At 61.9% G+C, this 25,472-nt stretch carries 22 protein-coding genes; 15 read left to right on the top strand and 7 right to left on the bottom strand.

Annotated elements, in window-relative coordinates:
* Positions 1–18: 18 nt before the first annotated feature.
* Positions 19–1,410: an L-cystine transporter gene (locus V8N38_RS10840; protein ID WP_038877619.1), complete on the top strand. Its 1,392-nt coding sequence runs from the start codon at positions 19–21 to the stop codon at positions 1,408–1,410.
* 63 nt (positions 1,411–1,473) lie between these two features.
* On the opposite strand, the gene phnX is transcribed toward V8N38_RS10840, so the two are convergent.
* Both phnX and phnW read right to left on the bottom strand, forming a co-directional pair.
* On the bottom strand, positions 1,474–2,283 hold the full coding sequence (gene phnX / locus V8N38_RS10835) for a phosphonoacetaldehyde hydrolase (RefSeq protein ID WP_147840237.1): 810 nt from the start codon (positions 2,281–2,283) through the stop codon (positions 1,474–1,476).
* 9 nt (positions 2,284–2,292) lie between these two features.
* Positions 2,293–3,396, bottom strand: coding sequence for a 2-aminoethylphosphonate--pyruvate transaminase (gene phnW, locus V8N38_RS10830; protein ID WP_060440080.1), 1,104 nt, complete (start codon positions 3,394–3,396; stop codon positions 2,293–2,295).
* Between the two features lie 155 nt (positions 3,397–3,551).
* On the opposite strand from phnW, the gene phnR reads away from it, so the two are divergent.
* From phnR to V8N38_RS10805, 5 genes are all read left to right on the top strand, one after another.
* Entirely contained in the window at positions 3,552–4,271 is a 720-nt protein-coding gene (gene phnR, locus V8N38_RS10825; RefSeq protein WP_049198574.1) for a phosphonate utilization transcriptional regulator PhnR, read from the top strand.
* A gap of 173 nt (positions 4,272–4,444) precedes the next feature.
* Entirely contained in the window at positions 4,445–5,455 is a 1,011-nt protein-coding gene (locus tag V8N38_RS10820) for a 2-aminoethylphosphonate ABC transporter substrate-binding protein (protein WP_147840238.1), read from the top strand.
* Positions 5,456–5,463: 8 nt separating this feature from the next.
* On the top strand, positions 5,464–6,588 hold the full coding sequence (gene phnT, locus V8N38_RS10815; protein ID WP_371935059.1) for a 2-aminoethylphosphonate ABC transport system ATP-binding subunit PhnT: 1,125 nt from the start codon (positions 5,464–5,466) through the stop codon (positions 6,586–6,588).
* Between the two features lies 1 nt (position 6,589).
* A complete protein-coding gene (gene phnU / locus V8N38_RS10810; RefSeq protein WP_060419249.1) occupies positions 6,590–7,453 on the top strand; it encodes a 2-aminoethylphosphonate ABC transporter permease subunit in 864 nt (287 codons plus the stop codon).
* Between the two features lie 2 nt (positions 7,454–7,455).
* Positions 7,456–8,259: an ABC transporter permease gene (locus V8N38_RS10805; protein ID WP_060419250.1), complete on the top strand. Its 804-nt coding sequence runs from the start codon at positions 7,456–7,458 to the stop codon at positions 8,257–8,259.
* A 46-nt stretch (positions 8,260–8,305) separates the two neighbouring features.
* Here V8N38_RS10805 and kdgR read toward each other — a convergent pair whose 3' ends face one another.
* Positions 8,306–9,097, bottom strand: a complete 792-nt coding sequence (gene kdgR / locus V8N38_RS10800; protein ID WP_147840240.1) for a DNA-binding transcriptional regulator KdgR — start codon at positions 9,095–9,097, stop codon at positions 8,306–8,308.
* A gap of 230 nt (positions 9,098–9,327) precedes the next feature.
* On the opposite strand from kdgR, the gene V8N38_RS10795 reads away from it, so the two are divergent.
* On the top strand, positions 9,328–10,722 hold the full coding sequence (locus tag V8N38_RS10795) for an MFS transporter (RefSeq protein WP_147840241.1): 1,395 nt from the start codon (positions 9,328–9,330) through the stop codon (positions 10,720–10,722).
* A gap of 51 nt (positions 10,723–10,773) precedes the next feature.
* Here V8N38_RS10795 and htpX read toward each other — a convergent pair whose 3' ends face one another.
* On the bottom strand, positions 10,774–11,652 hold the full coding sequence (gene htpX, locus V8N38_RS10790; RefSeq protein ID WP_033638291.1) for a protease HtpX: 879 nt from the start codon (positions 11,650–11,652) through the stop codon (positions 10,774–10,776).
* A 370-nt stretch (positions 11,653–12,022) separates the two neighbouring features.
* On the opposite strand from htpX, the gene V8N38_RS10785 reads away from it, so the two are divergent.
* The 6 genes from V8N38_RS10785 to V8N38_RS10760 are packed head-to-tail and all read left to right on the top strand — an operon-like array spanning position 12,023 to position 17,866.
* The gene (locus V8N38_RS10785) at positions 12,023–13,114 is read left to right on the top strand and encodes an ABC transporter substrate-binding protein (RefSeq protein WP_147840242.1); all 1,092 of its coding nucleotides are present in this window, start codon (positions 12,023–12,025) and stop codon (positions 13,112–13,114) included.
* 2 nt (positions 13,115–13,116) lie between these two features.
* Positions 13,117–14,157, top strand: a complete 1,041-nt coding sequence (locus V8N38_RS10780; protein ID WP_147840243.1) for a FecCD family ABC transporter permease — start codon at positions 13,117–13,119, stop codon at positions 14,155–14,157.
* On the top strand, positions 14,154–14,939 hold the full coding sequence (locus V8N38_RS10775; RefSeq protein ID WP_060440084.1) for an ABC transporter ATP-binding protein: 786 nt from the start codon (positions 14,154–14,156) through the stop codon (positions 14,937–14,939). The genes V8N38_RS10780 and V8N38_RS10775 overlap by 4 nt, the downstream gene beginning before the upstream one ends.
* On the top strand, positions 14,927–15,724 hold the full coding sequence (locus V8N38_RS10770; RefSeq protein WP_060440085.1) for an SAM-dependent methyltransferase: 798 nt from the start codon (positions 14,927–14,929) through the stop codon (positions 15,722–15,724). Before V8N38_RS10775 ends, V8N38_RS10770 begins: the two co-directional genes overlap by 13 nt.
* Positions 15,717–17,024, top strand: a complete 1,308-nt coding sequence (locus V8N38_RS10765) for an opine metallophore biosynthesis dehydrogenase (protein ID WP_147840244.1) — start codon at positions 15,717–15,719, stop codon at positions 17,022–17,024. Before V8N38_RS10770 ends, V8N38_RS10765 begins: the two co-directional genes overlap by 8 nt.
* Positions 17,021–17,866: a DMT family transporter gene (locus tag V8N38_RS10760; protein WP_102984786.1), complete on the top strand. Its 846-nt coding sequence runs from the start codon at positions 17,021–17,023 to the stop codon at positions 17,864–17,866. The genes V8N38_RS10765 and V8N38_RS10760 overlap by 4 nt, the downstream gene beginning before the upstream one ends.
* Positions 17,867–17,933: 67 nt before the next feature.
* On the opposite strand, the gene prc is transcribed toward V8N38_RS10760, so the two are convergent.
* The 3 genes from prc to V8N38_RS10745 form a co-directional block, all read right to left on the bottom strand.
* Positions 17,934–19,982: a carboxy terminal-processing peptidase gene (gene prc / locus V8N38_RS10755; protein WP_033642845.1), complete on the bottom strand. Its 2,049-nt coding sequence runs from the start codon at positions 19,980–19,982 to the stop codon at positions 17,934–17,936.
* Positions 19,983–20,001: 19 nt separating this feature from the next.
* The gene (gene proQ / locus V8N38_RS10750; protein ID WP_033638287.1) at positions 20,002–20,712 is read right to left on the bottom strand and encodes an RNA chaperone ProQ; all 711 of its coding nucleotides are present in this window, start codon (positions 20,710–20,712) and stop codon (positions 20,002–20,004) included.
* A gap of 96 nt (positions 20,713–20,808) precedes the next feature.
* Positions 20,809–21,306, bottom strand: a complete 498-nt coding sequence (locus V8N38_RS10745; RefSeq protein WP_126180031.1) for a GAF domain-containing protein — start codon at positions 21,304–21,306, stop codon at positions 20,809–20,811.
* A 255-nt stretch (positions 21,307–21,561) separates the two neighbouring features.
* Between V8N38_RS10745 and yebS the strand changes: the two genes are divergently transcribed.
* Both yebS and V8N38_RS10735 read left to right on the top strand, forming a co-directional pair.
* Positions 21,562–22,809: a membrane integrity lipid transport subunit YebS gene (yebS, locus tag V8N38_RS10740; RefSeq protein WP_049198592.1), complete on the top strand. Its 1,248-nt coding sequence runs from the start codon at positions 21,562–21,564 to the stop codon at positions 22,807–22,809.
* The gene (locus tag V8N38_RS10735; protein ID WP_087763559.1) at positions 22,778–25,408 is read left to right on the top strand and encodes a PqiB family protein; all 2,631 of its coding nucleotides are present in this window, start codon (positions 22,778–22,780) and stop codon (positions 25,406–25,408) included. Before yebS ends, V8N38_RS10735 begins: the two co-directional genes overlap by 32 nt.
* Positions 25,409–25,472 lie beyond the last annotated feature (64 nt).

Here is a 25,472-nt window from a genome sequence, read left to right as displayed (position 1 = left end):
TTATTGGAGACATTGGGGATGAATCTTCCGCTCGTGATTAACGTGCTGGTGTTTGTCGCGCTCCTGTTGCTGTTGGCGCAAACCCGCCACAAGCAATGGAGCCTGGCGAAAAAAGTGCTGGTCGGCCTGGTGGTCGGCGTGGTGTTCGGCCTGGGCCTGCAGCTGGTGTACGGCTCCGACAACCCGGTGCTGAAAGAATCCATCAGCTGGTTCAACATCGTCGGCAACGGCTATGTGCAGCTGCTGCAAATGATCGTCATGCCGCTGGTGTTCGCCTCGATCCTGAGCGCGGTGGCCAAGCTGCACAACGCCTCTTCTCTGGGCAAAATCAGCGTCCTGACTATCGGCACGCTGCTGTTCACCACGCTGATCTCGGCGCTGGTGGGCGTGCTGGTCACCAACCTGTTCGGCCTGACCGCCGAAGGCCTGGTGCAGGGCGCGCAGGAAAGCGCGCGCCTGACGGCGATCCAGACCAACTACGTGGGTAAACTGGCCGACCTGACCGTGCCGCAGATGGTGCTGTCGTTCATCCCGAAAAACCCGTTCGCCGATCTGACCGGGGCCAGCCCGACGTCGATCATTAGCGTGGTGATTTTCGCCACCTTCCTCGGCGTGGCATCGCTGCAGCTGCTGAAAGACGACAAGCCGAAAGGCGAGCGCGTACTGGTGGCTATCGACACCCTGCAGGCCTGGGTGATGAAGCTGGTGCGTCTGGTCATGAAGCTGACGCCGTACGGCGTGCTGGCGCTGATGACCAAAGTGGTCGCCGGTTCCAACATTCACGACATCGTCAAGCTCGGCAGCTTTGTGGTGGCCTCGTACATCGGCCTGGCCATCATGTTCGTGGTGCACGCTGTGCTGCTGGCCTTCACCGGCGTTAACCCGATGAAGTTCTTCCGCAAGGTGTGGCCGGTGATCACCTTCGCCTTCACCAGCCGCTCGAGCGCCGCCAGCATTCCATTGAACGTGGAAGCGCAGACCCGCCGCCTGGGCGTGCCGGAATCCATCGCCAGCTTCTCGGCGTCGTTCGGTGCCACCATCGGCCAGAACGGCTGTGCGGGCCTCTACCCGGCAATGCTGGCGGTAATGGTTGCGCCGACCGTCGGCATCAACCCGCTGGATCCGGTGTGGATCGCCACCCTGGTCGGCATCGTCACCATCAGCTCCGCCGGCGTAGCGGGCGTGGGCGGAGGCGCGACCTTCGCCGCGCTGATCGTGCTGCCGGCGATGGGCCTGCCGGTGACGCTGGTCGCGCTGCTGATCTCGGTCGAACCGCTGATCGACATGGGCCGTACCGCGCTGAACGTCAACGGCTCCATGGCGGCAGGCACCATCACCAGCCAGCTGATGAAGCAAACCGACAAAGCCGTGATGGACAGCGAAGACGAAGTCGAATTGGCTCACCGTTAACGCCGTCTCAAAACGAAAAAACCGGGGATTATCCCCGGTTTTTTTATGCCCCGCGCTCGGTCGTTACGGCCGCTCGCCGTTCGCCAGCCGCCGGTTGATGTCGGCGATCACCCCCGGCAAGTGCGCCAGCGTGTCTATCACATAGTGCGCGCCCGCCGCGTACAGCTTATCGGCAGCCGCCGTACGGCGCAGCTCTATCCCACCTTCCGCCATTTGGCGGTACTCCTGCCAGGTCGCGCCAAACTCATTGCCGGACAGCGCCAATCCGACGCTCCACATCCCGGCGTTCAGCCCTTCAGCAATGCCCGGCACCGCGTCGTCCACCTTCACGCAGTGCGCCACCGCATCGATGCCCAGCGCGATAACGTTCTGCAACGCCATCCACGGCCCCGGCCGGCCACCGGCCGCGAGATCGTCAGTGGCGACCCAGTAATCTGGCGCGTAGCCGCGCTGCGCGGCGGCAGGCACCAGCACCTCCATCACCGCACGCGGATAACCGGAGCAGGAGCCGATTTTAATGCCCTGTTCGCGCAGCCCGGCAATCACCTGCGGCACACCTTCGATGGGATCGGCGAAGTCGATCACTTTGGCGATTTGCAGCGGCATAAACGCCTGATACAGCGCGTCGATGTCCTGATGGGTCATCGAACGGCCCAGCTTCTGCCGCCAGCGCGCGTCGACCGCCGGCAGCTTGCCTAGCGCCTCGATGTGCTGCCATTTACCCAGCCCCATCGGAATGCGCGCCTCCGCCAGGCTGATGTCGATATCGAAGGTTTGTTTGAATGCCTCGACAAAAATCTGCGTTGGCGCAAAGGAGCCGAAGTCCACCGTGGTGCCGGCCCAGTCGAGGATCACTGCGTTGATCTGTTTCATGGTCAATCCTTATTGATTCCAGTACATCGCCTGCCCGACGGCCGCCAGCAAACGTTCGATATCCTGCGGATAAATTTCCCCGATGTTGCCGATGCGGAAGCAGTCGCTCTGCGACACTTTGCCGGGATAGATCACAAACCCTTGCTGCTTCAGGCACTGATAAAATTCGGCAAAGCGGTAAGTGTCGGCCTTTGGCGAATAGAACGCGGTGATGATCGGCGAATGCAACGCATCGTCCAGCAGAGTCTCAAAGCCCAGCTCGCGCATACCCGCCACCAGCCGCCGCTGATTGGTCTGATAGCGGCGGTGGCGCGCGGCAATGCCGCCCTCTTGTTCCAGTTCTTTCAGCGCCTGTGCAAAGGCCAACACGGTGTGGGTCGGCGACGTAAAGCGCCATTTGCCGGCCTGGTCTTCCATACAGCGCCACTGGGCATACAGATCCAGCGACAGCGAGCGTGAACGGCCGGCACATTTCTCCAGCTCGCTGCGGCGGGCGATGACGAAAGCGAAGCCCGGCACGCCCTGAATGCATTTGTTGGCGGAGCTGATCAGAAAATCGATGCCCAGCGCGTCCACATCCAGCGGGATGCCGCCGAAGCTGCTCATGGCATCGACGATAAAGGTCTTTCCGTTGCGCGCCGCCAGGCCGGCGACCTTCTGCAGCGGGTTGAGCATGCCGGTGGTGGTTTCGCAGTGCACCATGGCGATATGGCTGATGCGCGCATCGCTTTTCAGCACCGCCTCCATCGCCGCCACGTCCGGCTCATTGACCTCGCCGCAGTCGAAAGCGTGATGGTCGATGTCCATCAGCCGCGCCATTTCGATCATTCGCGCCCCGTAGGCGCCGTTGTTGACGATCAGCAGCTTGTCCTGCGGGCCGATGACCGTGCCCAGCACGCCTTCCACCGCAAAACTGCCGCTGCCCTGCAGCAACACCGAGGTGTAACCGGCGGACGGCGTCGCCAGCGCCACCAACTGCTGGCGGATGCTTTGCACCACGCCCAGGTTGTAATCTTCATCCCAGGTGCAGCTGTCGAACAGCATCGCCTCTTTTACCGTTTTCGACGTGGTCAACGGGCCGGGGGTCAACAGCAGGTAGTTACGATCGGACATGTTATTCACCTATTTGGTCTATACCAGATTGCGGGCATTGTGGCCGCAAATTCCTTCCCCGGTCAAACGACAAAGCGCGGTGAAACAAAAAATTCATCTGGCTATGTATAATAAGCGCGTGCCGGAATGTCGGGCCGATGCCATAGCGAGATGAAATGAAAGAACATCAGGGCGATATGCCCCACTACCTGCAGATCAAGGATCAGCTTCAGGCGCGTATCACCCGCGGCGCGCTGCAGGCGGGCGACAAACTGCCTTCGGAGCGCGAGCTGTGCGCCATCTTCTCCACCACCCGCGTTACCATTCGCGAGAGCCTGGCACAGCTGGAGGCCACCGGCGCCATCTACCGCGCCGATCGCCGCGGTTGGTTCGTCACGCCGGAGCGGCTGTGGCTGGATCCGACGCAGAACACCAACTTCCACCGCCTCTGCCAGGAGCAGGGGCGCACGCCGCGCACCGCACTGCTGTCCGGCGAAAAAACCACGGTGCCGCTCGACGTGATGCAGCCGCTGGCGCTCGAACCGTTCGATCAGGTGTATCTGCTACGCCGCGTGCGTTACGCCGACGGCCGCGCCATCTGCTATTGCGAAAACCACTGTCTGCCGCAGCGGGTGCCGGAACTGCTCAGCCACGATCTCAACGGCAGCCTGACCGAGGTCTATCAACAGCATTACGCGTTGATTTACAGCAACATGCATCTGTCGTTCTATCCGACAGCCCTGCCTTACCGCGCCGCCAACGCGCTCGGCGCCATGGTCGGCCTGCCCGCCTTGCTGCTGCGCCGATTAAATTACGATCAGCACGGCCGCATTCTCGATTTCGATATCGAATACTGGCGCCACGACAGCCTGCGCATCGAAGTCGATACGCTTTAACCCCAGCATGACGGGGCTGCGCCTGCCGCCCCCGTTTCTCTCCCACGCCCAATCCCCGTTGCCGGTAAATATATTTTGCCGCTTTCATTTGTTTGTCATATTCGCCGATTAGCTTGGCCGCATATCTGGTGTATACCAGTTTCGCATTAACCCGCAACAGTGAGGCTGAAGCTATGAAACTTTCTCGTCTGGTCGTGATGACCGCCATCGCACTCGGCACCGCGCCGGCCTGGGCCGCCGACGCGGTGGTGACCGTCTACTCCGCCGATGGACTGCACGACGGCGATCACAGCTGGTATCAAACCCAGTTCGACGCCTTCACTCAGGCAACCGGCATCAAGGTGCAGTACGTCGAAGGCGGTTCCGGAGCCATCGTCGAGCGGCTGTCGAAAGAGCGCAGCAACCCGCAGGCCGACGTGCTGGTGACGCTGCCGCCGTTCATCCAGCGCGCCGCCGCGGAAAAACTGCTGCAGGATTTCACCCCGCAGGATGCGGCGCAGATCGCCGACGCCCAGCCGCAGTTCGTGCCGCTGGTGAACAACTACCTGAGCTTCATCTATAACGCCAAGCTGTTGCCGCAGGCGCCCGCCAGCTATCAACAGCTGCTGGACGCGCAGTTCCGCAACAAGCTGCAGTACTCCACGCCGGGCCAGGCGGGTGACGGCACCGCAGTGATGCTGCAGGCGTTTCACAGCTTCGGCAGCAAAGACGCCGGTTTCGACTACCTCGGCAAACTGCAAAGCAACAACGTCGGCCCTTCCGCTTCCACCGGCAAGCTGACCGCGCTGGTCAATAAAGGCGAGCTGCTGGTGGCCAACGGCGATCTGCAGATGAACCTGGCGCAGATGAGCAGCAACCCGAACGTGAAGGTGTTCTGGCCGGCCGGGCCGGACGGCAAGCGCAGCACGCTGGTGCTGCCTTACTATGTCGGCCTGGTGCAAGGCGCGCCGCAAAGCGCCAACGGCAAAAAGCTGATCGACTTCCTGCTGAGCAAAGAAGCCCAGAGCAGCGTCAGCGCCATTTCCTACGGCATGCCGGTGCGTAAGGACGTCACCCCGACCGACGATAACTTCAGGCAGTCGCAGGCGGCGCTGAAAGGCGTGGACATCTGGGCGCCGGACTGGAATCAGGTGGTGAGCAGCCTGTCCGCCGATATCTCCCGCTGGCACAAGGTGACCGAATGACGCTGACGATGCCTTCTACCCTCTCTTCCCGCGCCGAGGCGCGGGATAGCAGCCAGGACATCGCCGGGCCGTCGGGCATTCAGCTCGACCGCGTCAGCGTGTCGTACCGCGGCACCGAGGTGCTGAAACCCCTGACGCTCACCATCGCCCCCGGCGAAGTGCTGGCGCTGATCGGCCCCTCCGGTTCGGGCAAAACCACCGTGCTGCGGGCGATCGCCGGCTTCGTGCAGCCCTCCGCCGGGCGTATTGCCATCGGTGACGTCGATGTCACCGACGTGCCGCCTTATGAGCGCGGCCTGGGCATGGTGGTACAGAACTACGCGCTGTTTCCGCATATGCGCGTCGAAGACAATGTGGCGTTCGGCCTGCGCGCCCAGGGCAAGCCGCGCGGCCTCACCTCCGAGCGCGTCGAAGAGGCGTTGGCCATCGTCGGCATGTCCGCCTACGCCAAGCGCTATCCCAGCCAGCTCTCCGGTGGCCAACAGCAGCGCGTGGCGATCGCCCGCGCCATCGCGGTGCGCCCCAAAGTCTTGCTGCTGGATGAACCGCTGTCGGCGCTGGACGCGCAAATTCGCCACAGCATGGTGGAAGAGATCGCCCGCCTGCACCGCGAACTGCCGGATCTGACCATCCTGTACGTCACCCACGATCAGGGCGAAGCGCTGACGCTGGCGGACAAGATTGGCATCATGCGCGACGGCCACCTGATCGCCCACGGCGAGACCCGCGCGCTGTACCATCATCCAACGAACCGTTTCGCCGCCGAGTTCCTCGGCCGCGCCAACCTGCTGCCGGCCACCGCGCTGGAGACCACTACCGGGCAAGGCATGACCACCGTCAGCTGCGCCGGCAAAGTGATCGGCTGCTTTACCTATGGTGCGCAACGCGGTTTCGACAAACTGCTGTGTATTCGGCCGCAGCATATTGCGCTCGATGCCGACGCCCAGCGCAGCAACTGCATCATCGGTATGCTGCGCGACATTCACTGGCAGGGGGAGTTGACGCACCTGCAGTTCGACGCGGAAGGCCATCCGCTGCGCGTGGTCACCACCCATCGCAGCCAGATGCCCCAGATCGGCGAGCGCGTGCCGCTCTATTTCGCCCCCGACGACGCGGTACTGATCGAGGACTGACATGACCGACTCTACGCTTATTCGCCCGGCTCTGCGGCTGCGCTTGCCGCGCCGTCTGTGGATCTTGCTGCCGCTGCTGGTGCTGGCGACGCTGTTTTTCTATCCGCTGGCGCTGATCGTCAAACAGGCGTTTACCGACGATCAGGGGCTGTTCAGCGCCGCCGCGCTGCAACAGGTATTCGAATCCCGACGCTTTGTCGGCGCCCTGCTCAACACGCTGCAGATTGCGCTGCTGGCGACGCTGGGCTGCCTGGTACTCGGCACCCTGCTGTCGCTGCTGCTGGTGTTTACGCCGTTCCCCGGCAGCCGGCTGATCGCCCGGGTGATCGATACCTTTATCGCCATGCCGACCTTCCTGATCACGCTGGCCTTCACCTTTATCTACGGATCCGCCGGCCTGCTGAACGGCACGCTGATGGCGGCCTTCGGTTTTACCCTGCCGCCGGTGGACTTTCTTTACTCCATTTGGGGCGTGATCCTGGCGGAAATCACCGTGTTTACGCCGCTGGTGATGCGCCCGCTGATGGCGGCGCTGTCGCAGATCGATCGCAGCCAGCTCGAGGCCGCCAGCATTCTCGGCGCCCGGCCGGGGCGCGTGGTACGCCAGGTGATTTTGCCGGCCGCGCTGCCGGCCTTGCTGGCCGGCGGCAGCCTGTGTTTGCTGTTGACCACCAATGAATTCGGCATCGTGCTGTTTATCGGCGCCAAGGGCGTCACCACGCTGCCGATGATGGTCTACTCCAAAGCGATTCTGGAGTCGGATTACGCCGTCGCCTGCACGATCGCCGTCGTGAATATCGCGCTGTCGCTCGGGCTGTTCTCCCTTTACCGCTACGCCGCGGCGCGCGCCGGGCTGAGGAACTGACGATGTTGATTTGGTCTCGCACCGGCCGCACCCTGACCTGCACGCTGGCGGTCACGCTGTTCGCCCTGTTCTTCTGCCTGCCGCTGGCGGTGATCCTGATGTCCAGCCTGAGCGAACAGTGGAACGGCGTGCTGCCGAGCGGCTTCACTCTAAGCCATTTCCGCCAGGCCTTCAGCGGCGCCTCCTGGGACGCGCTGGTCGCCAGCCTGGCTATCGGTTTCAGCGCCAGCCTGTTCGCGCTGCTGTGCGGCACCTGGGCGGCGTTGGCGCTGCGCCACCATCAGGGGCGCGGCCAGCGCCTGCTGAGTACGCTGTTCTTCATACCCAGCGCGGTGCCTTCGGTGTCGATCGGTTTAGGCATGCTGGTGGCATTCAGCCAGGGACCGCTGCAGATGAACGGTACCTTCCTGATCGTGCCCGTCGCCCACTTCGTGCTGATTTCCGCCTTCACCTTCGGCAACGTGATGGCCGGGCTGACCCGGCTTTCGAGCGACTACGAAAACGTCGCCGCCAGCCTGGGCGCTTCGCCGTTGTTTCGCCTGCGTCACGTCACCCTGCCGATGATCGCTCCCTATATGATCTCCGCCTTCGCCCTCAGCCTGTCGCTGTCGATGGGTGAGCTGGGCGCGACCATGATGATCTACCCACCGAGCTGGGCGACGCTGCCGGTCACTATCTTCAGCCTGACCGATCGCGGCAGCATCGCCAACGGCGCGACGCTGACCATGATCCTGGTGGCGGCCACGCTGCTGCTGATGTTAGTGCTGGAGCGGATTGCGCAGCGGCTGACGCCGGGCGCAAAATAGCAACAAGGCGCTGCCATGGCCGCGCCTTGTTCATCGAAGCGAAGGGTTAGAACGGGTAGTCGTGATAGCCCTGCTGTTCACTGATGCGCCGGGCGGCGACGTGCAGCAGCGCCACATACTCCTCCCGCGCCGCTTCGGAAAAACGCAGCGTCGGGAAAGAGAGGCTCAGCCCGGCGATCGCCACCCCGAACCGATCGAATACCGGCACCGCGATGCAGCGGATCCCCGCCTCCTGTTCCTCGGCATCTTCGCCGTATCCCTGCTTACGCACCCGCTCCAGCACCGGCAACAGTTCGGCGGCGCTGGTCAGGGTATGCTCGGTGCTGCGGGTAAATTCAATCTGCGACAGGATCTGCGCCACCTCATCCCGATCGCGCCAGGCCAGCAGCACTTTACCGATGGCGGTGCTGTGCAGCGGGTTGCGGCGGCCGATGCGCGAATACATGCGCAGGTTGTACATTGCGTCAATCTTGTGGATATAGACGATGCCGTCCTCGTCCAGGGCACCGAGGTGGATGGTTTCGCGGGTGCGGTTCGACAGCTCGCGCATCTGTACGTCGGCGCTGCGGATCAGATCGACGTTCTGCAGCGATTTGGCGCCCAGCTCGAACAGCTTGAGCGTCAGCGCATACTTTTCCGTCTCGCCTTCCTGCGAGACGTAGCCCAGCGATTTCATGGTTTGCAGAAAACGGTAGACGGTGCTTTTGGACATCATCACCCGCTGGGACAGTTCGGTAATGCCAATCTCGCGCTCATCGCCGAGCGCCTGCAAAATGCCGAACACTTTCATCACGGATGAGACGGCATCCGGTTGCTTGTCTGAATCTGCGTTAGCCATGGTGAATACCCTACTTAACGGTTTTGTTTCAGGAAATTTAAACAAGGGTTTCAGTATAATCGGAACAGATCGCGGCGCGCAACGCGGCTGAACGCTAAGCGATTGAAGCCTAATGGATAACCCCGGCCCGCTCACCGCCGTTTACAATAAAGCGGACAAGGGGCATGCAATCACAGACGAATATGATTAGCATGATAATACTCCCCTGAATAAATACCGCTGAGACCAACATGCGTCCTTGTTCCGACGGCCTCCCCGTCCCGCAACGCTATGGGGCGATCCTCGCCATCGCCCTCGGCATTACCGTATCCGTGCTCGACGGCGCGATAGCCAACGTGGCGCTGCCCACCATCGCGCGCGATCTCAACGCCAGCCCGGCCAGCTCCATTTGGGTGGTTAACGCCTATCAGCTGGCGATCACCGTGTCTCTGCTGTCGCTGGCGTCGCTCGGCGATCTGATCGGCTATCGCCGCATCTATCAGGCCGGGTTGCTGGTGTTCAGCATTACCTCGCTGTTCTGCGCCCTGTCCGACTCGCTGCTTACGCTGACCATCGCCCGCGTGCTGCAAGGCTTTGGCGCCGCCGCCATCATGAGCGTCAACACCGCGCTGATCCGCATCATCTATCCGCAGCGTTTTCTCGGCCGCGGCATGGGCATCAACTCGCTGATCGTCGCCTGCTCCTCGGCGGCCGGGCCAACGGTGGCGGCGGCGATCCTGTCGGTCGCTTCCTGGCAGTGGCTGTTCGCCATCAACCTGCCGATCGGCCTCGTCGCGCTGCTGCTGGGCATGAAGTTCCTGCCGGCCAACGGCCAAAAAAGCGATAACCGCCGTTTCGATCCCACCAGCGCCGTGCTGAACGCGTTGACGTTCGGCCTGCTGATCACCGCCATCAGCGGCTTCGCCCAGGGCCAAAGCCTGACGCTGATCTTCAGCGAGATCGCCGCGCTGCTGGCGATTGGCGCGGTGTTCGTGCGCCGCCAGCTGCGCCAGGAATTTCCGCTGCTGCCGGTCGACCTGCTGCGCATCCCGATCTTTGCCCTGTCGATGGGCACCTCAATCTGCTCGTTTGCTGCGCAAATGCTGGCGATGGTGTCGTTACCGTTCTTCCTGCAAAGCGCATTGGGCCGCGACGAAGTGGCGACCGGGCTGCTGCTGACACCATGGCCGCTGGCGATCGTAGTCATGGCACCGATCGCCGGCCGGCTGGTGGAGCGTGTGCACGCCGGCCTGCTGGGCTGCATTGGGCTGGCGGTGTTCGCGCTTGGGCTGTTCTCGCTGGCGCTGCTGCCCGCGGATCCGTCGAATGGGGACATCATCTGGCGCATGGTGCTGTGCGGCGCCGGCTTCGGCCTGTTCCAGTCGCCCAACAATCACACCATCATCTCCGCCGCGCCGCGTAACCGCAGCGGCGGCGCCAGCGGCATGCTGGGCACCGCTCGCCTGCTGGGGCAAACCTCGGGGGCCGCGCTGGTGGCGCTGATGTTCAACCTGTTCCCCACCTCCGGCACCCACGCTTCGCTGATCCTGGCCGGCGTGTTCGCCACTCTGGCGGCGGCGGTCAGCAGCCTGCGCATCACCCAATCGACGGCGCAAACGGCGCAGCCAAGCCGCGAGGTGAAATAGCGGACATAAAAAAACCCCGGCAAGCCGGGGTTTTTCCTTTCATTCAGCCGATTACTTCAGGTACTGGCCGGAACGCAGCGCTTCGATACGCTTGTCGAGCGGCGGGTGCGACATGAACAGCTCGCTGAACGACTTGGATTTACCGTTGATGCAGAACGCCATCATGCTGCCCGCTTCCTGCGGTTCGTAGCTGGTTTTCAGGCGCTGCAAGGCGGCGATCATCTTCTCGCGGCCCACCAGCTTGGCGGAGCCGGCGTCGGCGTAGAACTCGCGGTGACGCGAGAACCACATGGTGATGATGCTTGCCAGGATGCCGAACACCAGTTCCAGCACCATCGACACCGCGAAGTAAATCATCGGGTTGCCGTTGCCTTCCCCTTCGCCATCACGGTTGCCCAGGAAGCCGGCGGCGACCTGCGCGATCAGGCGCGAAATGAAGATGACGAAGGTGTTCACGATGCCCTGAATCAGGGTCATGGTCACCATATCGCCGTTGGCGACGTGGCTGATTTCATGCGCGATGACCGCTTCCGCCTCGTCGCGGCTCATGCTCTGCAGCAGGCCGGTGCTGACGGCGACCAGCGAAGCGTCGCGGCGCGCGCCGGTGGCGAAGGCGTTGATGTCCGGCGCGTGGTAGATAGCAACCTGCGGCATGGCGATGCCCGCCTGCTGCGACTGACGGCGTACCGTTTCCAGCAGCCAGTTTTCGGTTTCGTTACGCGGTTGTTCAATCACTTCCCCGCCGACGGAGCGCAGCGCCATCCACTTGGACATCAGCAACGACACGAAAGCGCCGCCGAAGCCGAACAGACCGGCCATGATCATCAGGCCCTGAACGCTACTGGATTGGATTCCTGTCAGGCTGAGCACCAGCCCGAAAACCAACATCACCGCCAGGTTGGTGAGCAGGAACAGAGCTATACGCATCATAAAATGTTTACTTCCTCATAAATGTTAACAAAACGCTGTCTAAGATACCCTAGATCGTATGGGCATTCGTCACAGTTTCAAGAGTCGCGCGTCATTAACCTACTAAAAATACGAAACTTTACAAAAACGACGCGCGACCGGGATTTGGCAAATTGTAAACGATTGTTGCGCAAGGCGGAGGGATTTCTCAGAAAAAATTCCTGGCCCGTGCAAAATGACGTCGAGAAAAATTGCCCGCACACTTTTTATGGCCGCCAGGCTCTCACCGCCTTCGCTCACGCAGCGCTCGCCTCGCCTGACAGGAAAGTTTGAATCCCGCGATTAATTGTTACATTATAACATCACATTTAATCGTAAAGGGATGTCAATCATGTTACCTCGCCTCGTCTGCATGCTGACTGCGTGGCTGCTCTTTTGCCACGTCGCGCAAGCTGAAATCCACCTCACCGACGCAGAAGGACGCCAGGTCACCCTGGCCGCCCCCGCACAACGCGCCTATATCGGCTTTTACTACGAAGATTTTCTGGCGGTGAACGGCCCGGACAGTTTTCAACAGGTGGCCGCCTTCTCTAAAAGCGACTGGGCCTTGCGCACCAGCCAATGGCCGCGTTATCAGGCGGCTCTGCCGCGGCTCGCTCAGCTGGTCGATGTCGGTTCGCTCTACAATCAGAGCTTTGACTTCGAACGCCTGCTGACCACGCGGCCAGACCTGCTGATCCTGGCGAAATGGCAGCTCGACGGCTTCGCCAACTACCTGCCGGTGCTGCAACAGCTCAACATTCCTTACATCGTCGTCGACTTCAACCAGGGTGCGGAAGTCAAACTTGCCAGCATTCGGGCCATGGGTCAGGCGATGGGCCACCCCGAGCGGGCAGAACGGCTGGCCAGCGAGTATCGGCAGAGCCTTGAAGAGACTCAACGGCGTATTCGCGAGGCGCAGCTGCCGCCACCGACCGCTTATATCGAACTCGGCGACAAGGGGCCCGGCGAATACAGCAGCAGCTATGGCGCCTCCGTCTGGGGGCCGCTGTTACAGCTGGCCGGCGCCCGCAATATCGCCGCCGGCGTCGTCGGTAGCCCCGCGCCTTTACGCGCCGACTATGTACTGACCCAAAAGCCGGACGTCATTTTCCTCGCCGGTGGCGACTGGGAAAACATGCCAAACGCCGTACCGATGGGCTACGGCGCACAGGCGGCCCCCCTTCAGGCACGCCTCGCTCAGTACGCCCGGCGAGCCGGTTGGCCGCAGCTGCCGGCGATAAAAGACCAGCGCCTCTATGCGCTCTACCATGGCGGCGCGCGCACGATTTACGATTTTATTTTTGTTCAGTATCTGGCGAAAGCCCTCTATCCGGCCGCGTTTGCCGACGTTGATCCCCCACGCAACCTGGCGCGGTTCTACCGCCAATACTTACCGATAGAGGCTGACGGCGTCTTCCTGCAACGCTGGCAAGGAGAGTAGCCGTGGCCTACACAGGACGTGCGTTTTTACAACGGCGCAGGCTGCGCTGCGGGCTATTGACGCTGGCGCTGCTCGGCGCGCTGCTGGCGGCCGCCGTCGTCGATCTGACCGTCGGCGCCGCGCACCTTAGCCTCTCGGATATCCTGCCCATGCTCTGGCCCGGCTCCGCGCCAGGCAACGAGCTGCATCAGGTGGTTTTCTGGTCGATTCGCTTGCCGATGACGCTCACCGCGTTGGTCGTCGGCGCCAGCCTGGCGCTGGCCGGTCTGTTGATGCAGACCGTGCTGGCCAACCCCCTCGCCAGCCCGTATACGCTGGGGATCTCGGCCGCGGCGGGATTTGGCGCGGCGCTGTCGATCATCACCGGATTCAGCCTGGGTGGCGCGCTGGCGCTGGGCACGCCCCTGCTGGCTTCGCTGATGGCGCTGTTGGCCTGCGTGCCTATCTATCTGCTGGGACAGCGCCGCGGCATGACGCCGCAAATTTTGGTGCTGAGCGGCATCGTGGTGCTGTTCTTCTTTCAGTCGCTGCAATCCCTGCTGCTGTTTCTGGCCTCGCCCGAAGCCATGCAGCAAATCGTCTTCTGGCTGTTCGGCAGCCTGCTCAAAGCCAATATGCACGGCGTGGCGATCACCGGCGGCGTCCTGTTCTGCGCGCTGGTCGTCAGCCTGCGGCTGGCCTGGCGCCTGACCGCACTGTCCGCCGGCGAAGAACAGGCCCAGGGGCTGGGCATCAACGTCAGCGCGCTGCGCAAGCTGGCCTTTCTGCTGGCGACCTTACTGACGGCCGCCTCAGTCTCGTTTGTCGGCACCATCGGGTTCGTCGGGCTGATCGCCCCGCATTTCGCCCGTTTTCTGGTGGGCGAGGATCAACGCTATCTGATCTGCATTTCCGCCCTTTGCGGCAGCCTGCTGCTGCTGTGCGCGTCGATCGTCGCCAAACTGGTGCTGCCGAACGGCGTAGTGCCCATCGGCATCGTTATCGCCTTAATCGGCGTGCCGGTGCTGTTCTACTTCGTCACCCGACAGGTTAAACGCCCATGACTCAACTGACCCTCACCGGCGTCGGCGTCACGCTGCATCGACGTCAGCTGTTAGCCGACATTTCATTGGCCTGGCCGGAGGCAAAACTCGGCGGCATCATCGGGCCCAACGGCGCCGGCAAATCGACGCTGCTCAAAGCGATCAATCGCATGCTGCCGCACAGCGGCGCTATCGCCTACCGCGAGCGCCCGCTCGATCCGAAAACCAGCCGCATCGCCTATGTGCCGCAACTCAATCGCAGCGAGTCGGCGTTGACCGCGTTTGACATGGTGCTGCTGGGCAAGGTACGGCAGTTGGGGTGGCGCGTCAGCGCCGCACAGGCCGACGCGGTCGAACAGGCGCTGGCGGAATGCGGCATTTCCGCACTTGCCGATCGCCCTTTCAACCGCCTCAGCGGCGGGCAGCGGCAGTTGGTGATGTTGGCGCAGGCCTTCGTCTCTCAGCCGCAGCTCATTTTACTCGACGAGCCCACCAGCGCGCTGGACATCCACCATCAGCTGCGCGTACTCAATCAGATCGCCGACTACAGCCGGCGTCATCGCTGCATCACGCTGCTGGTGATCCACGATCTGGGGCTGGCGCTGCGCTACTGCCATTCTCTCACCTTGCTCGAGCACGGACGCGTCATTTGCCACGGCGACACCCATCAGATGATGGGGCACCCGATGATGTCCCGCGTATTTGGCGTCGGTATCGAAAGCGGCATCAGCCCCCAAGGCTACCCCTTTCTGCTGCCGACACAGCTGTTACACGCACACGGAGAAACCCCATGTACACTCTGACCAAGGCGGACATGCTGGCGCAACTCGCCGGCTTGCAACAGGAAATCCACCAGCTTCACCGTTCCGCCCGGCAAGATCGGCGCCATTTTTCCCTGCTGGAACGGCGCTTCAGCCGCCTGCAGGCCTTTAACGATCTGCCGCAGCTGCAGGCCTATCGCCGCAAGCTGGAAAACGATCGCTCGATAACAGCGCAAATCACCCAGCTGCGAGCGGTGGCCAATGCCGCCTTGTGCGATTACGAGAAGCATCGCGTCGCCACGCTCTGCCGGGAGCCGGCGCAGACCAACGCCTACCTGAACAGTTTCGATAGCGCCCTGCAGTTGGAGATCGCCGCCGCCGACATCAAACCCGGTGAACGGGTGTTGCTGGTGGGCAGCGGCGCCTTGCCCACCACCGCGCTGGCGCTGGTCGCCAGGCTCTCCGCCACCGTCATTTGCTACGATTGCGACCCGGCGGCCCAGCGTTTTGCCCGCCGCCTCACGCGCCATCTGGGGCTGTCACGGCAAATCCCCTGCATCGATAAATTGAACGGCCTGACCGACCGCGACATCGATCACATCATCATCGCCTCTCTGGTGGCGGACAAGCAGACCTTGCTGACACAGCTGCGGCCTTTACTGCCCCAGCGCGGCAAACTGCTGCTGCGCTACGGTAACGGCCTTAAGTCGATCTTCAACTGCCCTTATCACCATCTGGCTGCCCGTTCACCCTGGCGCGTCAGCGGTAAACCGGTTGCCACCCCGCTGTACGATCTCTTGATTTTGGAGTCTCATCGCCATGAATAACGCATTTCCTACCCTGATCCTCGGCGCCGGTCCGGCGGCGATCCAATTGGCTGCGGATATCCAGGCCGCGGCCGACACGCGCATCGGCCTGTACAATCGCCCCAGCGAGAAAGGACAACGCCTGAAGGCGCATCTGGCGCACACGCCCAGTCTGAATCTGGAAGGCGTCGGCAAGGCGCGGCAGACCCAGCGCGATGCGCAGGTGGCAGTAGACAGCTATTGCGACGATCTGTCGCTCATCGGCGGCGACTGGCAGCGGCTGATCCTCGCGGTGCCCGCCGATCGCTATTACGAGGTGCTGCGGCAGGTGCCGTGGGCCACCTTACCCCACCTGCGTTCGTTGATCCTGCTTTCCCCGTCCATCGGCTCCGGCCTGATGGTGCAAAACCTGCTGCAGGCGGCCGGCCAATCCCACGTCGGGATCATCAGTCTGTCCAGTTATTACGCCGACACCAAATATCAGGATGCGGCGCAGCCCTACCGCGCCTATACCAAGGCCTTCAAACAGCGAATCTATCTCGCGGCCCAGAGCCCGGCGCCAGACTCCGCCGAACTCGACTGGATCGGCTCGGTGCTGGCGCGTCACGCTATCGACGCCCGGCGCTGCGCCAGCCTGCTGGCCGCCGAGCGCTTCAGCATCACCAACTATGTTCATCCGCCGCTGGCGCTGGCCGACACCACGCTGCAGGCGATATTCCAGCCGCAGGCGCCGGTGCAATACCTGTATAAAACCTACCCCGAAGGGCCCCTCTGTCCCGAGGTTATCGCCGACATGCTCGAACTGTCGGAGGATTACAAAAGGCTGCTCAACCATCTCGGCGTCGAAGCCATCAACCTGCTGCGCTTTTTGAACGACGACAGCTACCCGGTTCCCTCCCGCATGGTGAGCCGCCGCTGGATTGACCATTTCCCGCAGCTCGCGCCGGCGGAACAACGCTATGCGCTGTTTACGCGCTATACCGCGCTGCTGGTCGATCCCTATTCCGAACCGGACGCGCAGGGTCGCTATTATGATTTTTCCGCCGTCAGGGTCGCCCGCGTCTTTCAGGATGCTCAAGGTCTGTGGTGCCTGCCGCGCGTGCCGCTGGAAGACGTGCGAAAACTCCGCACGCTGGTCTTGCTGGCGGAGCGGCTTGGCGTCGAGATGCCCACCGCCCGGCGCCTGTTGGCGCGCTTTCAGCAGGCACTGCAGAGCTTCGTCACCCGGATCGGCGCCGAGCATTGCCATCATTCGCTGCTGGACGATACCTGCGACGAACAGGCGGCCATCACCTACCGTCAGTGGCGGGGGCAAGCATGAATCAGGGTGCGCTGCTGGCCATTTTCGCCTCGCTGATTTTCAGCGTCATGAATGCGCTGGTCAAAACCATCGCCGACGACATCCCCACCGGGGAAATCGTGTTCTTTCGCAGCAGCATCGGCTGCCTGCTGGTTCTGCTGCTGATGTATCGCCACGGCGTCGCCTTCAGCCGCGAGGACCGGCCGCTGCTGGTATTACGAGGCACTATGGGTGGGCTGTATCTCATCTGTTATTTTTACAGCATCGCCCACCTCACGCTGGCCGACGCCAGCATGCTGGCCTACCTGTCGCCGTTTTTCTCCATTCTGCTTTCCTTGCTGGTGCTGCGTGAACGGATCAGCGCCAACACCGCATTTTGGCTGGCGCTGGTCATCATCGGCGCCGTACTGCTGGTGCGGCCGTGGCATTTCTCAACGTATACCCTGGCGTCGCTGGTCGGCGTGATGAGCGCGGTGTTCGCCGCCATCGCCTATCTGTCGGTCAACAAGCTCAGCAAGCGCCACCACAACTACGAGATCGTGTTCTATTTCCTGTTTATCGCGACGCTGATCTCGCTGCCGCTGATGTGGAACGCCTTCGTCTGGCCCAACCTCTACCAGTTTGCCATCCTGCTCGCCATCGCCCTGGTATCGCTGTTGGGACAGGTCGTCTTAACCCAGGCCTTTTCCTCCGATAACCTGATCGTGGTCTCGGTGGTGCGCTATATCGGCATCGTTTTCAATATTGCCTGGGGCTGGCTGTTCTGGCACGAAGTCCCGCTGTTGCTGTCGCTGATCGGCTGCCTGCTGGTGGTGGTTTCCTGCATCCGGCTCGGGCTGCGCCACCGCAAGAAAGCCGTCTGAGCAGCACGTAACGCGGCCATAAAAAAACGCACCCGAGGGTGCGTTTTTCATCCTGCCTGACGCGGCCTTATTTGGCCGGCGTTGGCTGCTGAGCGGGCTGATCCTTTTCCAAATGAGCCAGGTCCAGCGCGATATGCACGGTTTCATCCAGGTACGGATCCGGTTCCTGGTAATCCTTCGGCAGATCGTCGAGCGATTTCAGCGGCTTCTTGCCCGCACGTTCCAGGCGCTCGTTGATACGTTTCAGACGGGTCGCATCGTCATCGTGGTTCTCTTTCTCGCGCACGGCCAGATTGAGGGACACGATGTTGCGTTTATCCTTCAGCGCCTTGTAATGCGCGATATCCTGCGCGATGTACTGGAACTCCGGATTCTGCGCGATGCGCTGCTGATGATCTTTCAGCAGCTCCGGCTCGAACGGCGCCATATCGCCGGTCTTGCTGTAGGTCGCCGCATTGATGCTGTCCCACGGCATGGCGTTGTCTTCAAACGCTTCACCGGTTTCCGCCGGATCGACGCCGGTTGGCATCAGAATGTCCGGGGTCACCCCTTTGCGCTGGGTGCTGCCGCCGTTGACGCGGTAGAACTTCTGAATGGTGTACTGCACCGACCCCAGCGCCGGCCACTCAGGGCGCAGCATCTGATCGTAGATGCGGTTCAGCGAACGGTACTGCTGCACGGTACCTTTACCGAAGGTCGGTTCGCCGACGATCAGCGCGCGGCCGTAATCCTGCATCGCCGCCGCGAAGATCTCGGAGGCGGAGGCGCTGAAGCGATCGACCAGCACCACCAGCGGGCCTTTGTAGTAGGTCACGCCGTCGGTGTCGGCGTCTTCACGCACTTTGCCGTTGTTGTCGCGCACCTGCACCACCGGGCCGCTCGGAATGAACAGGCCGGACAGCGACACCGCTTCGGTCAGCGCGCCGCCGCCGTTGGTGCGCAGATCGATGATCACGCTCTTGACGTTCTGCTTGGCCATCTTCTGCAGCTGCACTTTCACGTCATCGGTCAGACCGACGTAGAAGCCTGGGATGTCGAACACCGCCACCTTCTCTTTGCCGACGGTCTTGATGGTCATTTTCACCGCGCGGTCTTCCAGGCGGATGCGCTCGCGGGTCAGGGTGACCACGCGGGTTTTGGTGCCCTTGCCGGCCGGCAGGATCTCCAGGCGCACCTTGCTGCCTTTCGGCCCTTTGATCAATGACACCACGTCGTCCAGGCGCCAGCCGATCACGTCCACCATCGGTTTGCCGGCCTGGCCGACGCCGACGATGCGATCGCCCACGGTGATCGCCTTGCTCTTCGCCGCCGGGCCGCCCGGCACCATCGAGTTGATCAGGGTGTAGTCGTCATCCATCTGCAGCACCGCACCGATGCCTTCCAGCGACAGGCTCATCTCGGTGTTGAACTGCTCGGTGTTGCGCGGAGACAGATAGTTGGTGTGCGGGTCGATTTCATGCGCAAAGGCATTCATCGCCAGCTGGAAGACGTCTTCGCTGTTGCTTTGCGTCAGGCGCTTGATGGCGAACTGATAACGCTTGGTCAGCGTGTCGCGGATTTCTTTGTCGGTCTTGCCGGTCAGCTTGAGGTTCAGCTCGTCATAGGTGACTTTCGCATCCCACAGGCTATCCAGCTCGGCCTTGTCTTTCGGCCACGGCGCTTTGCTGCGGTCGAGATCGATAGTGCCGTTGCCGGTGAAGTTCATCGGCTTGTCCAGCAGCGACAACGCATAGGTGTAACGCTCGAAACGGCGTTTCTGCGCCAGATTGAACAGCGCGTAGAAGGTATCCAGCTTGCCGGTTTTTAGCTCTTCGCCAACCTGATTGCGTTTGCCGGCGAACTGCGCCACGTCGGAGGCCAGCAACACGTTATGGTTGTAGTCCAGCATGTTCAGGTAGCGATCGAAGATCTTGCCTGAAAACTCCGCGTCGAGGGCGAACTGGCGGTAATGAGAGCGAGTGAAGCGCGAGGTCACGCGCTCACTCACCGTAGCGTGCTGGGGTTCCTGTTGCAGTTGGGGCAGTTGGCCGATGCGGATGTTGGCTGTTTCCGCGCCGTAACTGACACCCGCCCACAGCAGCCCTGCAATCGCTGTTAATCTGACGAATTTGTTCATGCCTTGGTTGGCCTCCGTATCAGAACTGCAAGTGTTCTGCGCGCACAATCATCGCCAGACCGGAAGAGAGCTGCACACGTACGCCATCTTTAGCGATTTCGAGTACGGTAGCATCCATCGCGCTCTTGCCTGCTCTGACTTTGATTTCCTGGCCAATTTGCAGTTTAGAGATATCCGTGACTGGCGCATAACGCGGCTGGTTTTCCTCTTTTGCTGCACGAGGTTGACGAGCTGGCTGTGGGCGAGTTTGTGGGCGCGGCTTGCGGTTTTCCGGCGCGGCTCCGCCTTCGCGACGTGCAGCAGGCTTTTTACCGGCTGGGCGCGGACGGCGTGGCGCGGCATCGGCAGATTCACCGGCGGCTTCACGTTTTTTGGCGTTTTGTTCGGCACGCTGTGCCTGAACGCGCGCTTTGGCTTCTTCAAGCTGCTGGCGAGCATGATCGACATGCTGCTGTTCCAGTTCACCGCACGGATTGCCGTCCAGGTCGACGCGCTGCGCGCCAACTTTGACGCCGTACAGGTAACGCCAGCTTGAGGTGTACAGGCGCAGGGCAGAACGCAATTGCGTTTTGCTGAGATTCTCTTCCCCCTGCACGCGCTCTACCAAATCCTGAAAAATACCGATTTTCAGCGGACGAGCTTCGCCTTCGGCGCTAAAGCAGAGCGGAAAACGCTCGGCAAGAAAAGCAATGACTTCTTTACTAGAGTTCAACTTAGGTTGATTTTCCATGAAATTTCCTGATTACAACGGTATTGCCAACAAGCCACAGGCATGAACAGGCGTCATTATAATGACGCCATCGGTAATTGCCACGTTAACCGTCGATCAACTTGCCGCTACAGTCACATATTTCGCACTGTCGCACTGTTCCAGTTGCTCACAAAGCCCCGCCACCACTGCTTTCAGGCCCGCTTCATCCTGTTCGTCGAAGCGTTGATAAACCGTGCTGTCGATATCCAAAACGCCGATCGCTCGGCCGCCAACCGCCAACGGCAGCACGATTTCCGCATTGCTGGCCGCATCGCAGGCGATATGGCCCGGGAACGCATGCACGTCGCCGACGCGCTGCACGCGATTTTCCGCCACCGCCGTGCCGCACACGCCCTTGCCCACCGGGATGCGCACGCAGGCGATCTTGCCCTGGAACGGCCCCAGCACCAGCTGGTCGCCATCCATCAGATAGAAACCGACCCAGTTCACGTCATCCAGACGCTCGTTGATCAACGCGCTGGCGTTGGACAGCGCCGCGATAAAGTTGGTCTCCCCGCCGAGCAACGCGCTCAGGTCACGTTTTAATTCCGCGTAGAATTGTTCTTTTGTCATGTGATAACCATTGAAACAGTGAAGATGGCCAGAAGCCCAAAGCTTAGGCCCTATAAAATAAGCATTAAATGCGTATAGCCACAAGGTTAATCATCTGTTGCTTCACAAAACCCTGCCGCTCGGGGTATGTTTGCCGCTCAGAATCCCGGTTTACCTCGTTTTACCGTCCGGTGCCCGATCGCCGGTGACGCGGCCGGTTTATTTTTCAGCTACGCTGACAGTTCCGGCGGGCTCAAGGGCAGCTACTTGTCAAAGATGAAAATACACGCGATCACCGCCCCCCTTTCCAAAGCGCGCCACCAGCGCTGCTGCGAGTGCGACCTGCTGTTCGTGCTGCCGCCGCTCAGCGGCAATCAGGCCGCCTATTGCCCGCGCTGCAACGCCAAGGTGGTGAGCGGCCGCGACTGGTCGATGACGCGCCTGACCGCCATGGCGATCGCCATGCTGCTGCTGATGCCGTTCGCCTTCACCGAGCCGCTGATCAGCATCCGCCTGCTCGGCACGCGCATCGACGCCAGTTTGCTGGAGGGCATCTGGCAGATGAGCCGTCAGGGCGATCCGCTGACCGCCAGCATGGTGGCGTTCTGTACCCTCGGCGCCCCACTGACGCTGGCGCTGTCGCTGCTCTACCTGCGCTTCGGCCACGCGCTCGGCATGAACCTGCGCCCGGTGCTGCTGATGTTGGAGCGGCTGAAAGAGTGGGTGATGCTGGACATCTATCTGATCGGCATGGCGGTGGCGGCGATCAAGGTGCAGGATTATGCCGACATCCAGGCGGGCAGCGCGCTGATCGCCTACCTGTCGCTCACCCTGCTCAGCATCCTGACGCTGATCCACGCCAACCTGGAGCAGCTGTGGGAGCGTTACTACCCGCAGGAGCAGCCGGAAGGCCCACCGGCGGCGCTGCATATTTGCCTGTCCTGCCACTATACCGGCTACCCCGACGCGCGCGGCCGCTGCCCGCGCTGCCACGTGCCGATGTGCCACCGCCAGCCCTACAGCCTGCAGAAAACCTGGGCGGCGCTGATCGCAGCGATGATCCTGCTGATACCGGCCAACCTGCTGCCGATTTCGATCATTTACGCCAACGGCGCACGGCTCGAAGACACCATCTTCTCCGGCGTGGTCTCGCTGGCCACCTCCGGCAACGTGCCGATCGCCGCCATCGTGTTCATCGCCAGCGTGCTGGTGCCCTTTACCAAGGTGATCGTGCTGATCACGCTGCTGTTCAGCATTCACTTCAAAACCTCGCACAGCCTGAAGACGCGCATTCGTCTGCTGCGCCTGGTCACCTGGATCGGCCGCTGGTCAATGCTGGATCTGTTCGTTATCGCCTTGATGATGTCGCTGGTAAACCGCGACCAGCTGTTATCTTTTACTATGGGACCGGCCGCGTTTTACTTTGGCTCGGCGGTCATTTTGACTATTCTTGCCGTTGAGTGGCTGGATAGCCGATTGATTTGGGATGCACATGCAACAGGAAACGCCGACTACACCGACTGAAGCGCGGGTCAAGAACAAACGCCGCATTTCACCGTTCTGGTTACTGCCGTTCATCGCCCTGCTGATCGCCGGGTGGCTGGTCTATAACAATTTCCAGGAACGCGGCACCACCGTCACCATCGACTTCCAATCGGCGGCGGGCATCGTCGCCGGCCGCACGCCGGTGCGCTACCAGGGCGTTGACGTCGGCACGGTGCAGAAGATCAGCCTGAGCAAAGATCTGCGCAGCATCGTGGTGGAAGCCAGCATCAAAAGCGATCTGGAAGACTCGCTGCGCGAAGGCACCCAGTTTTGGCTGGTGACCCCCAAGGCTTCGCTGGCCGGGGTCTCCGGGCTCGATGCGCTGGTCGGCGGCAACTATATCGGCATGATGCCCGGCAGCGGCAAGGCGCAAACCCACTTCGCCGCGCTCGATACCCAGCCGAAATACCGCCTGAACACCGGCGAGCTGATGATCCATCTGCACGCCGACGATCTGGGCTCGCTCAACAGCGGCTCGCTGGTCTACTACCGTAAAATCCCGGTCGGCAAGGTGTACGACTACACCATCAGCGAAGGCAATAAGGGCGTGACCATCGACGTACTGATCGACCGCCGCTTCGCCCATCTGGTGAAAAACAACAGCCGCTTCTGGAACGTCTCCGGCTTCAAGGGCGATTTCAGCCTGTCCGGCGCGACGGTACAGATGGAGAGCCTGGCGGCGCTGGTCAACGGCGCCATCGCCTTCGATTCGCCGGCCGATGGCCAGCAGGCCAAGGGTGACCAGAGCTATGCCCTGTATCCCGATCTGGCCCACAGCCAGCGCGGCGTCAATATCCTGCTGGATCTGCCGAGCGGCAACAACCTGAGTGAAAACCGCACGCCGCTGATGTACCAAGGGCTGCAGGTCGGCACCCTGACCAAGCTGACGTTGCAGCAGGACAGCAAAGTGGTCGGTGAACTGACCATCGATCCTTCGGTGGTCGATCTGATGCGCAGCGGCACCCGCATCGTGATGCGCAGCCCGCGCATCAGCCTCAACGACGCCAAGCTCAGCCAACTGCTGACCGGCACCACGCTGGAGTTGGTGCCGGGTGAAGGCGAGCCGCAGCAGCGCTTCAACGTGCTGGACAGCAGCGAGACGCTGTTGCAACAGCCTGGCGTGCTGACCGTCACGCTGAATGCGCCGCAAAGCTACGGCATCGACGTGGGGCAACCGTTGGTGGTGCACGGCGTGAAAGTCGGCCAGATCCTGAGCCGCACCCTGACCGCCAGCGGCGTGGTGTTCACCGCCGCCATCGACGCCCAATATCGCGGCCTGCTGCACAAAGACAGCAAATTCGTGGTCAACAGCCGCCTCGACGTCAAGCTGGGCATCGACGGCATGGAAGTGCTCGGCGCCAGCGCCCAGGAGTGGGTAGACGGCGGCGTGCGCATTATTCCCGGCAGCAAGGGGGAACCGGGCGGCCAATACCCGCTGTACGCCAACAGTGAGAAAGCCGAGGAAGGCATCGTCGGCAACGCCCCGGCCACCACCCTGACCCTCAGCGCCACCAGCCTGCCGGACGTGCAGGCCGGTTCGGTAGTGCTGTATCGCAAATTCCAGGTGGGCGAAATCGTCAACGTGCGGCCAAAGGCCAACGAGTTTGAGGTGGACGTCTACATCAGCCCGGAATACCGCAAGCTGCTGACCCGTGAAAGCATCTTCTGGGCCGAAGGCGGCGCCAAGGTGCAGCTCAACGGCAGCGGGCTGACGGTGCAGGCTTCGCCGCTTAACCGCGCGCTGAAAGGCGCCATCAGCTTCGACAACCTGCAGGGCGTGACGCTCAACAAGGGCGCCAACCGCGTGCTGTACGCCAGCGAAACCGCCGCTCGCGCGGTGGGCAGCCAAATCACGTTGAAAACCTACGACGCCAGCAAGCTGTCGGCGGGCATGCCGCTGCGCTACCTCGGCATCGACGTCGGCCAGGTGGAGTCGCTGCAGCTGGCGCCGGAGCGCAACGAAGTGTTGGCCAAAGCGGTGCTGTATCCGGAATACGTGCAGACCTTCGCGCGTCTGGGCAGCCGCTTCTCGATCGTCTCGCCGGAGATCTCCGCCGCCGGCGTCAGCAACCTCGATACCCTGCTCCAGCCTTATATCAACGTGGAGCCGGGGCGAGGCCGCGAGCTGCGCACCTTCGAACTGCAGCAGGCCAGCATCACCGACTCGCGCTATCTCGACGGCCTGAGCGTGGTGCTCGACGCCGCCGAAACCGGCTCGCTGCAGATCGGCACGCCGGTGTTGTTCCGCGGCGTGGAGGTCGGCACCATCACCGGCTTCTACCTTGGCGCCATGTCAGACCGGGTGCATGTCGCGCTGCGCATCAGCAAGAAGTATCAGCATCTGGTGCGCAACAACAGCGTGTTCTGGCTGGCTTCGGGGTACAACCTGCAGTTCGGCCTGACCGGCGGCGTGATCAAGAGCGGCACCTTCCAGCAGTTCATCCGCGGCGGTATCGCCTTCGCCACGCCGCCGACCATTCCGCTGGCGCCGAAAGCGACGCCGAACAAACACTTCCTGCTGAATCCGGAAGAGCCGAAGGACTGGAAAACCTGGGGCACCGCCATTCCGCGCGATTAAATTTCGCATTTCCCTCAGGGCCCGGCATTGTCGGGCCCTGTTTTTTTCCGCTTTGTGATAAACT

Source organism: Serratia nevei, from assembly GCF_037948395.1.
Taxonomy (GTDB): domain Bacteria; phylum Pseudomonadota; class Gammaproteobacteria; order Enterobacterales; family Enterobacteriaceae; genus Serratia; species Serratia nevei.
This window is presented reverse-complemented; position numbering and strand designations above follow the sequence as displayed.

Bases quoted from the DNA above. Each gene is read 5' to 3' on its own strand.
- V8N38_RS10820 (WP_147840238.1), top strand. From the start codon at position 4,445: ATGAAACTTTCTCGTCTGGTCGTGATGACCGCCATCGCACTCGGCACC.
- V8N38_RS10770 (WP_060440085.1), top strand. From the start codon at position 14,927: ATGTACACTCTGACCAAGGCGGACATGCTGGCGCAACTCGCCGGCTTG.
- V8N38_RS10745 (WP_126180031.1), bottom strand. From the start codon at position 21,306: ATGACAAAAGAACAATTCTACGCGGAATTAAAACGTGACCTGAGCGCG.
- V8N38_RS10795 (WP_147840241.1), top strand. From the start codon at position 9,328: ATGCGTCCTTGTTCCGACGGCCTCCCCGTCCCGCAACGCTATGGGGCG.
- phnT (WP_371935059.1), top strand. From the start codon at position 5,464: ATGCCTTCTACCCTCTCTTCCCGCGCCGAGGCGCGGGATAGCAGCCAG.
- V8N38_RS10735 (WP_087763559.1), top strand. From the start codon at position 22,778: ATGCAACAGGAAACGCCGACTACACCGACTGAAGCGCGGGTCAAGAAC.
- V8N38_RS10775 (WP_060440084.1), top strand. From the start codon at position 14,154: ATGACTCAACTGACCCTCACCGGCGTCGGCGTCACGCTGCATCGACGT.
- proQ (WP_033638287.1), bottom strand. From the start codon at position 20,712: ATGGAAAATCAACCTAAGTTGAACTCTAGTAAAGAAGTCATTGCTTTT.
- V8N38_RS10760 (WP_102984786.1), top strand. From the start codon at position 17,021: ATGAATCAGGGTGCGCTGCTGGCCATTTTCGCCTCGCTGATTTTCAGC.
- yebS (WP_049198592.1), top strand. From the start codon at position 21,562: ATGAAAATACACGCGATCACCGCCCCCCTTTCCAAAGCGCGCCACCAG.
- phnU (WP_060419249.1), top strand. From the start codon at position 6,590: ATGACCGACTCTACGCTTATTCGCCCGGCTCTGCGGCTGCGCTTGCCG.
- kdgR (WP_147840240.1), bottom strand. From the start codon at position 9,097: ATGGCTAACGCAGATTCAGACAAGCAACCGGATGCCGTCTCATCCGTG.
- htpX (WP_033638291.1), bottom strand. From the start codon at position 11,652: ATGATGCGTATAGCTCTGTTCCTGCTCACCAACCTGGCGGTGATGTTG.
- phnX (WP_147840237.1), bottom strand. From the start codon at position 2,283: ATGAAACAGATCAACGCAGTGATCCTCGACTGGGCCGGCACCACGGTG.
- phnR (WP_049198574.1), top strand. From the start codon at position 3,552: ATGAAAGAACATCAGGGCGATATGCCCCACTACCTGCAGATCAAGGAT.
- V8N38_RS10765 (WP_147840244.1), top strand. From the start codon at position 15,717: ATGAATAACGCATTTCCTACCCTGATCCTCGGCGCCGGTCCGGCGGCG.
- prc (WP_033642845.1), bottom strand. From the start codon at position 19,982: ATGAACAAATTCGTCAGATTAACAGCGATTGCAGGGCTGCTGTGGGCG.
- V8N38_RS10805 (WP_060419250.1), top strand. From the start codon at position 7,456: ATGTTGATTTGGTCTCGCACCGGCCGCACCCTGACCTGCACGCTGGCG.
- phnW (WP_060440080.1), bottom strand. From the start codon at position 3,396: ATGTCCGATCGTAACTACCTGCTGTTGACCCCCGGCCCGTTGACCACG.
- V8N38_RS10840 (WP_038877619.1), top strand. From the start codon at position 19: ATGAATCTTCCGCTCGTGATTAACGTGCTGGTGTTTGTCGCGCTCCTG.
- V8N38_RS10785 (WP_147840242.1), top strand. From the start codon at position 12,023: ATGTTACCTCGCCTCGTCTGCATGCTGACTGCGTGGCTGCTCTTTTGC.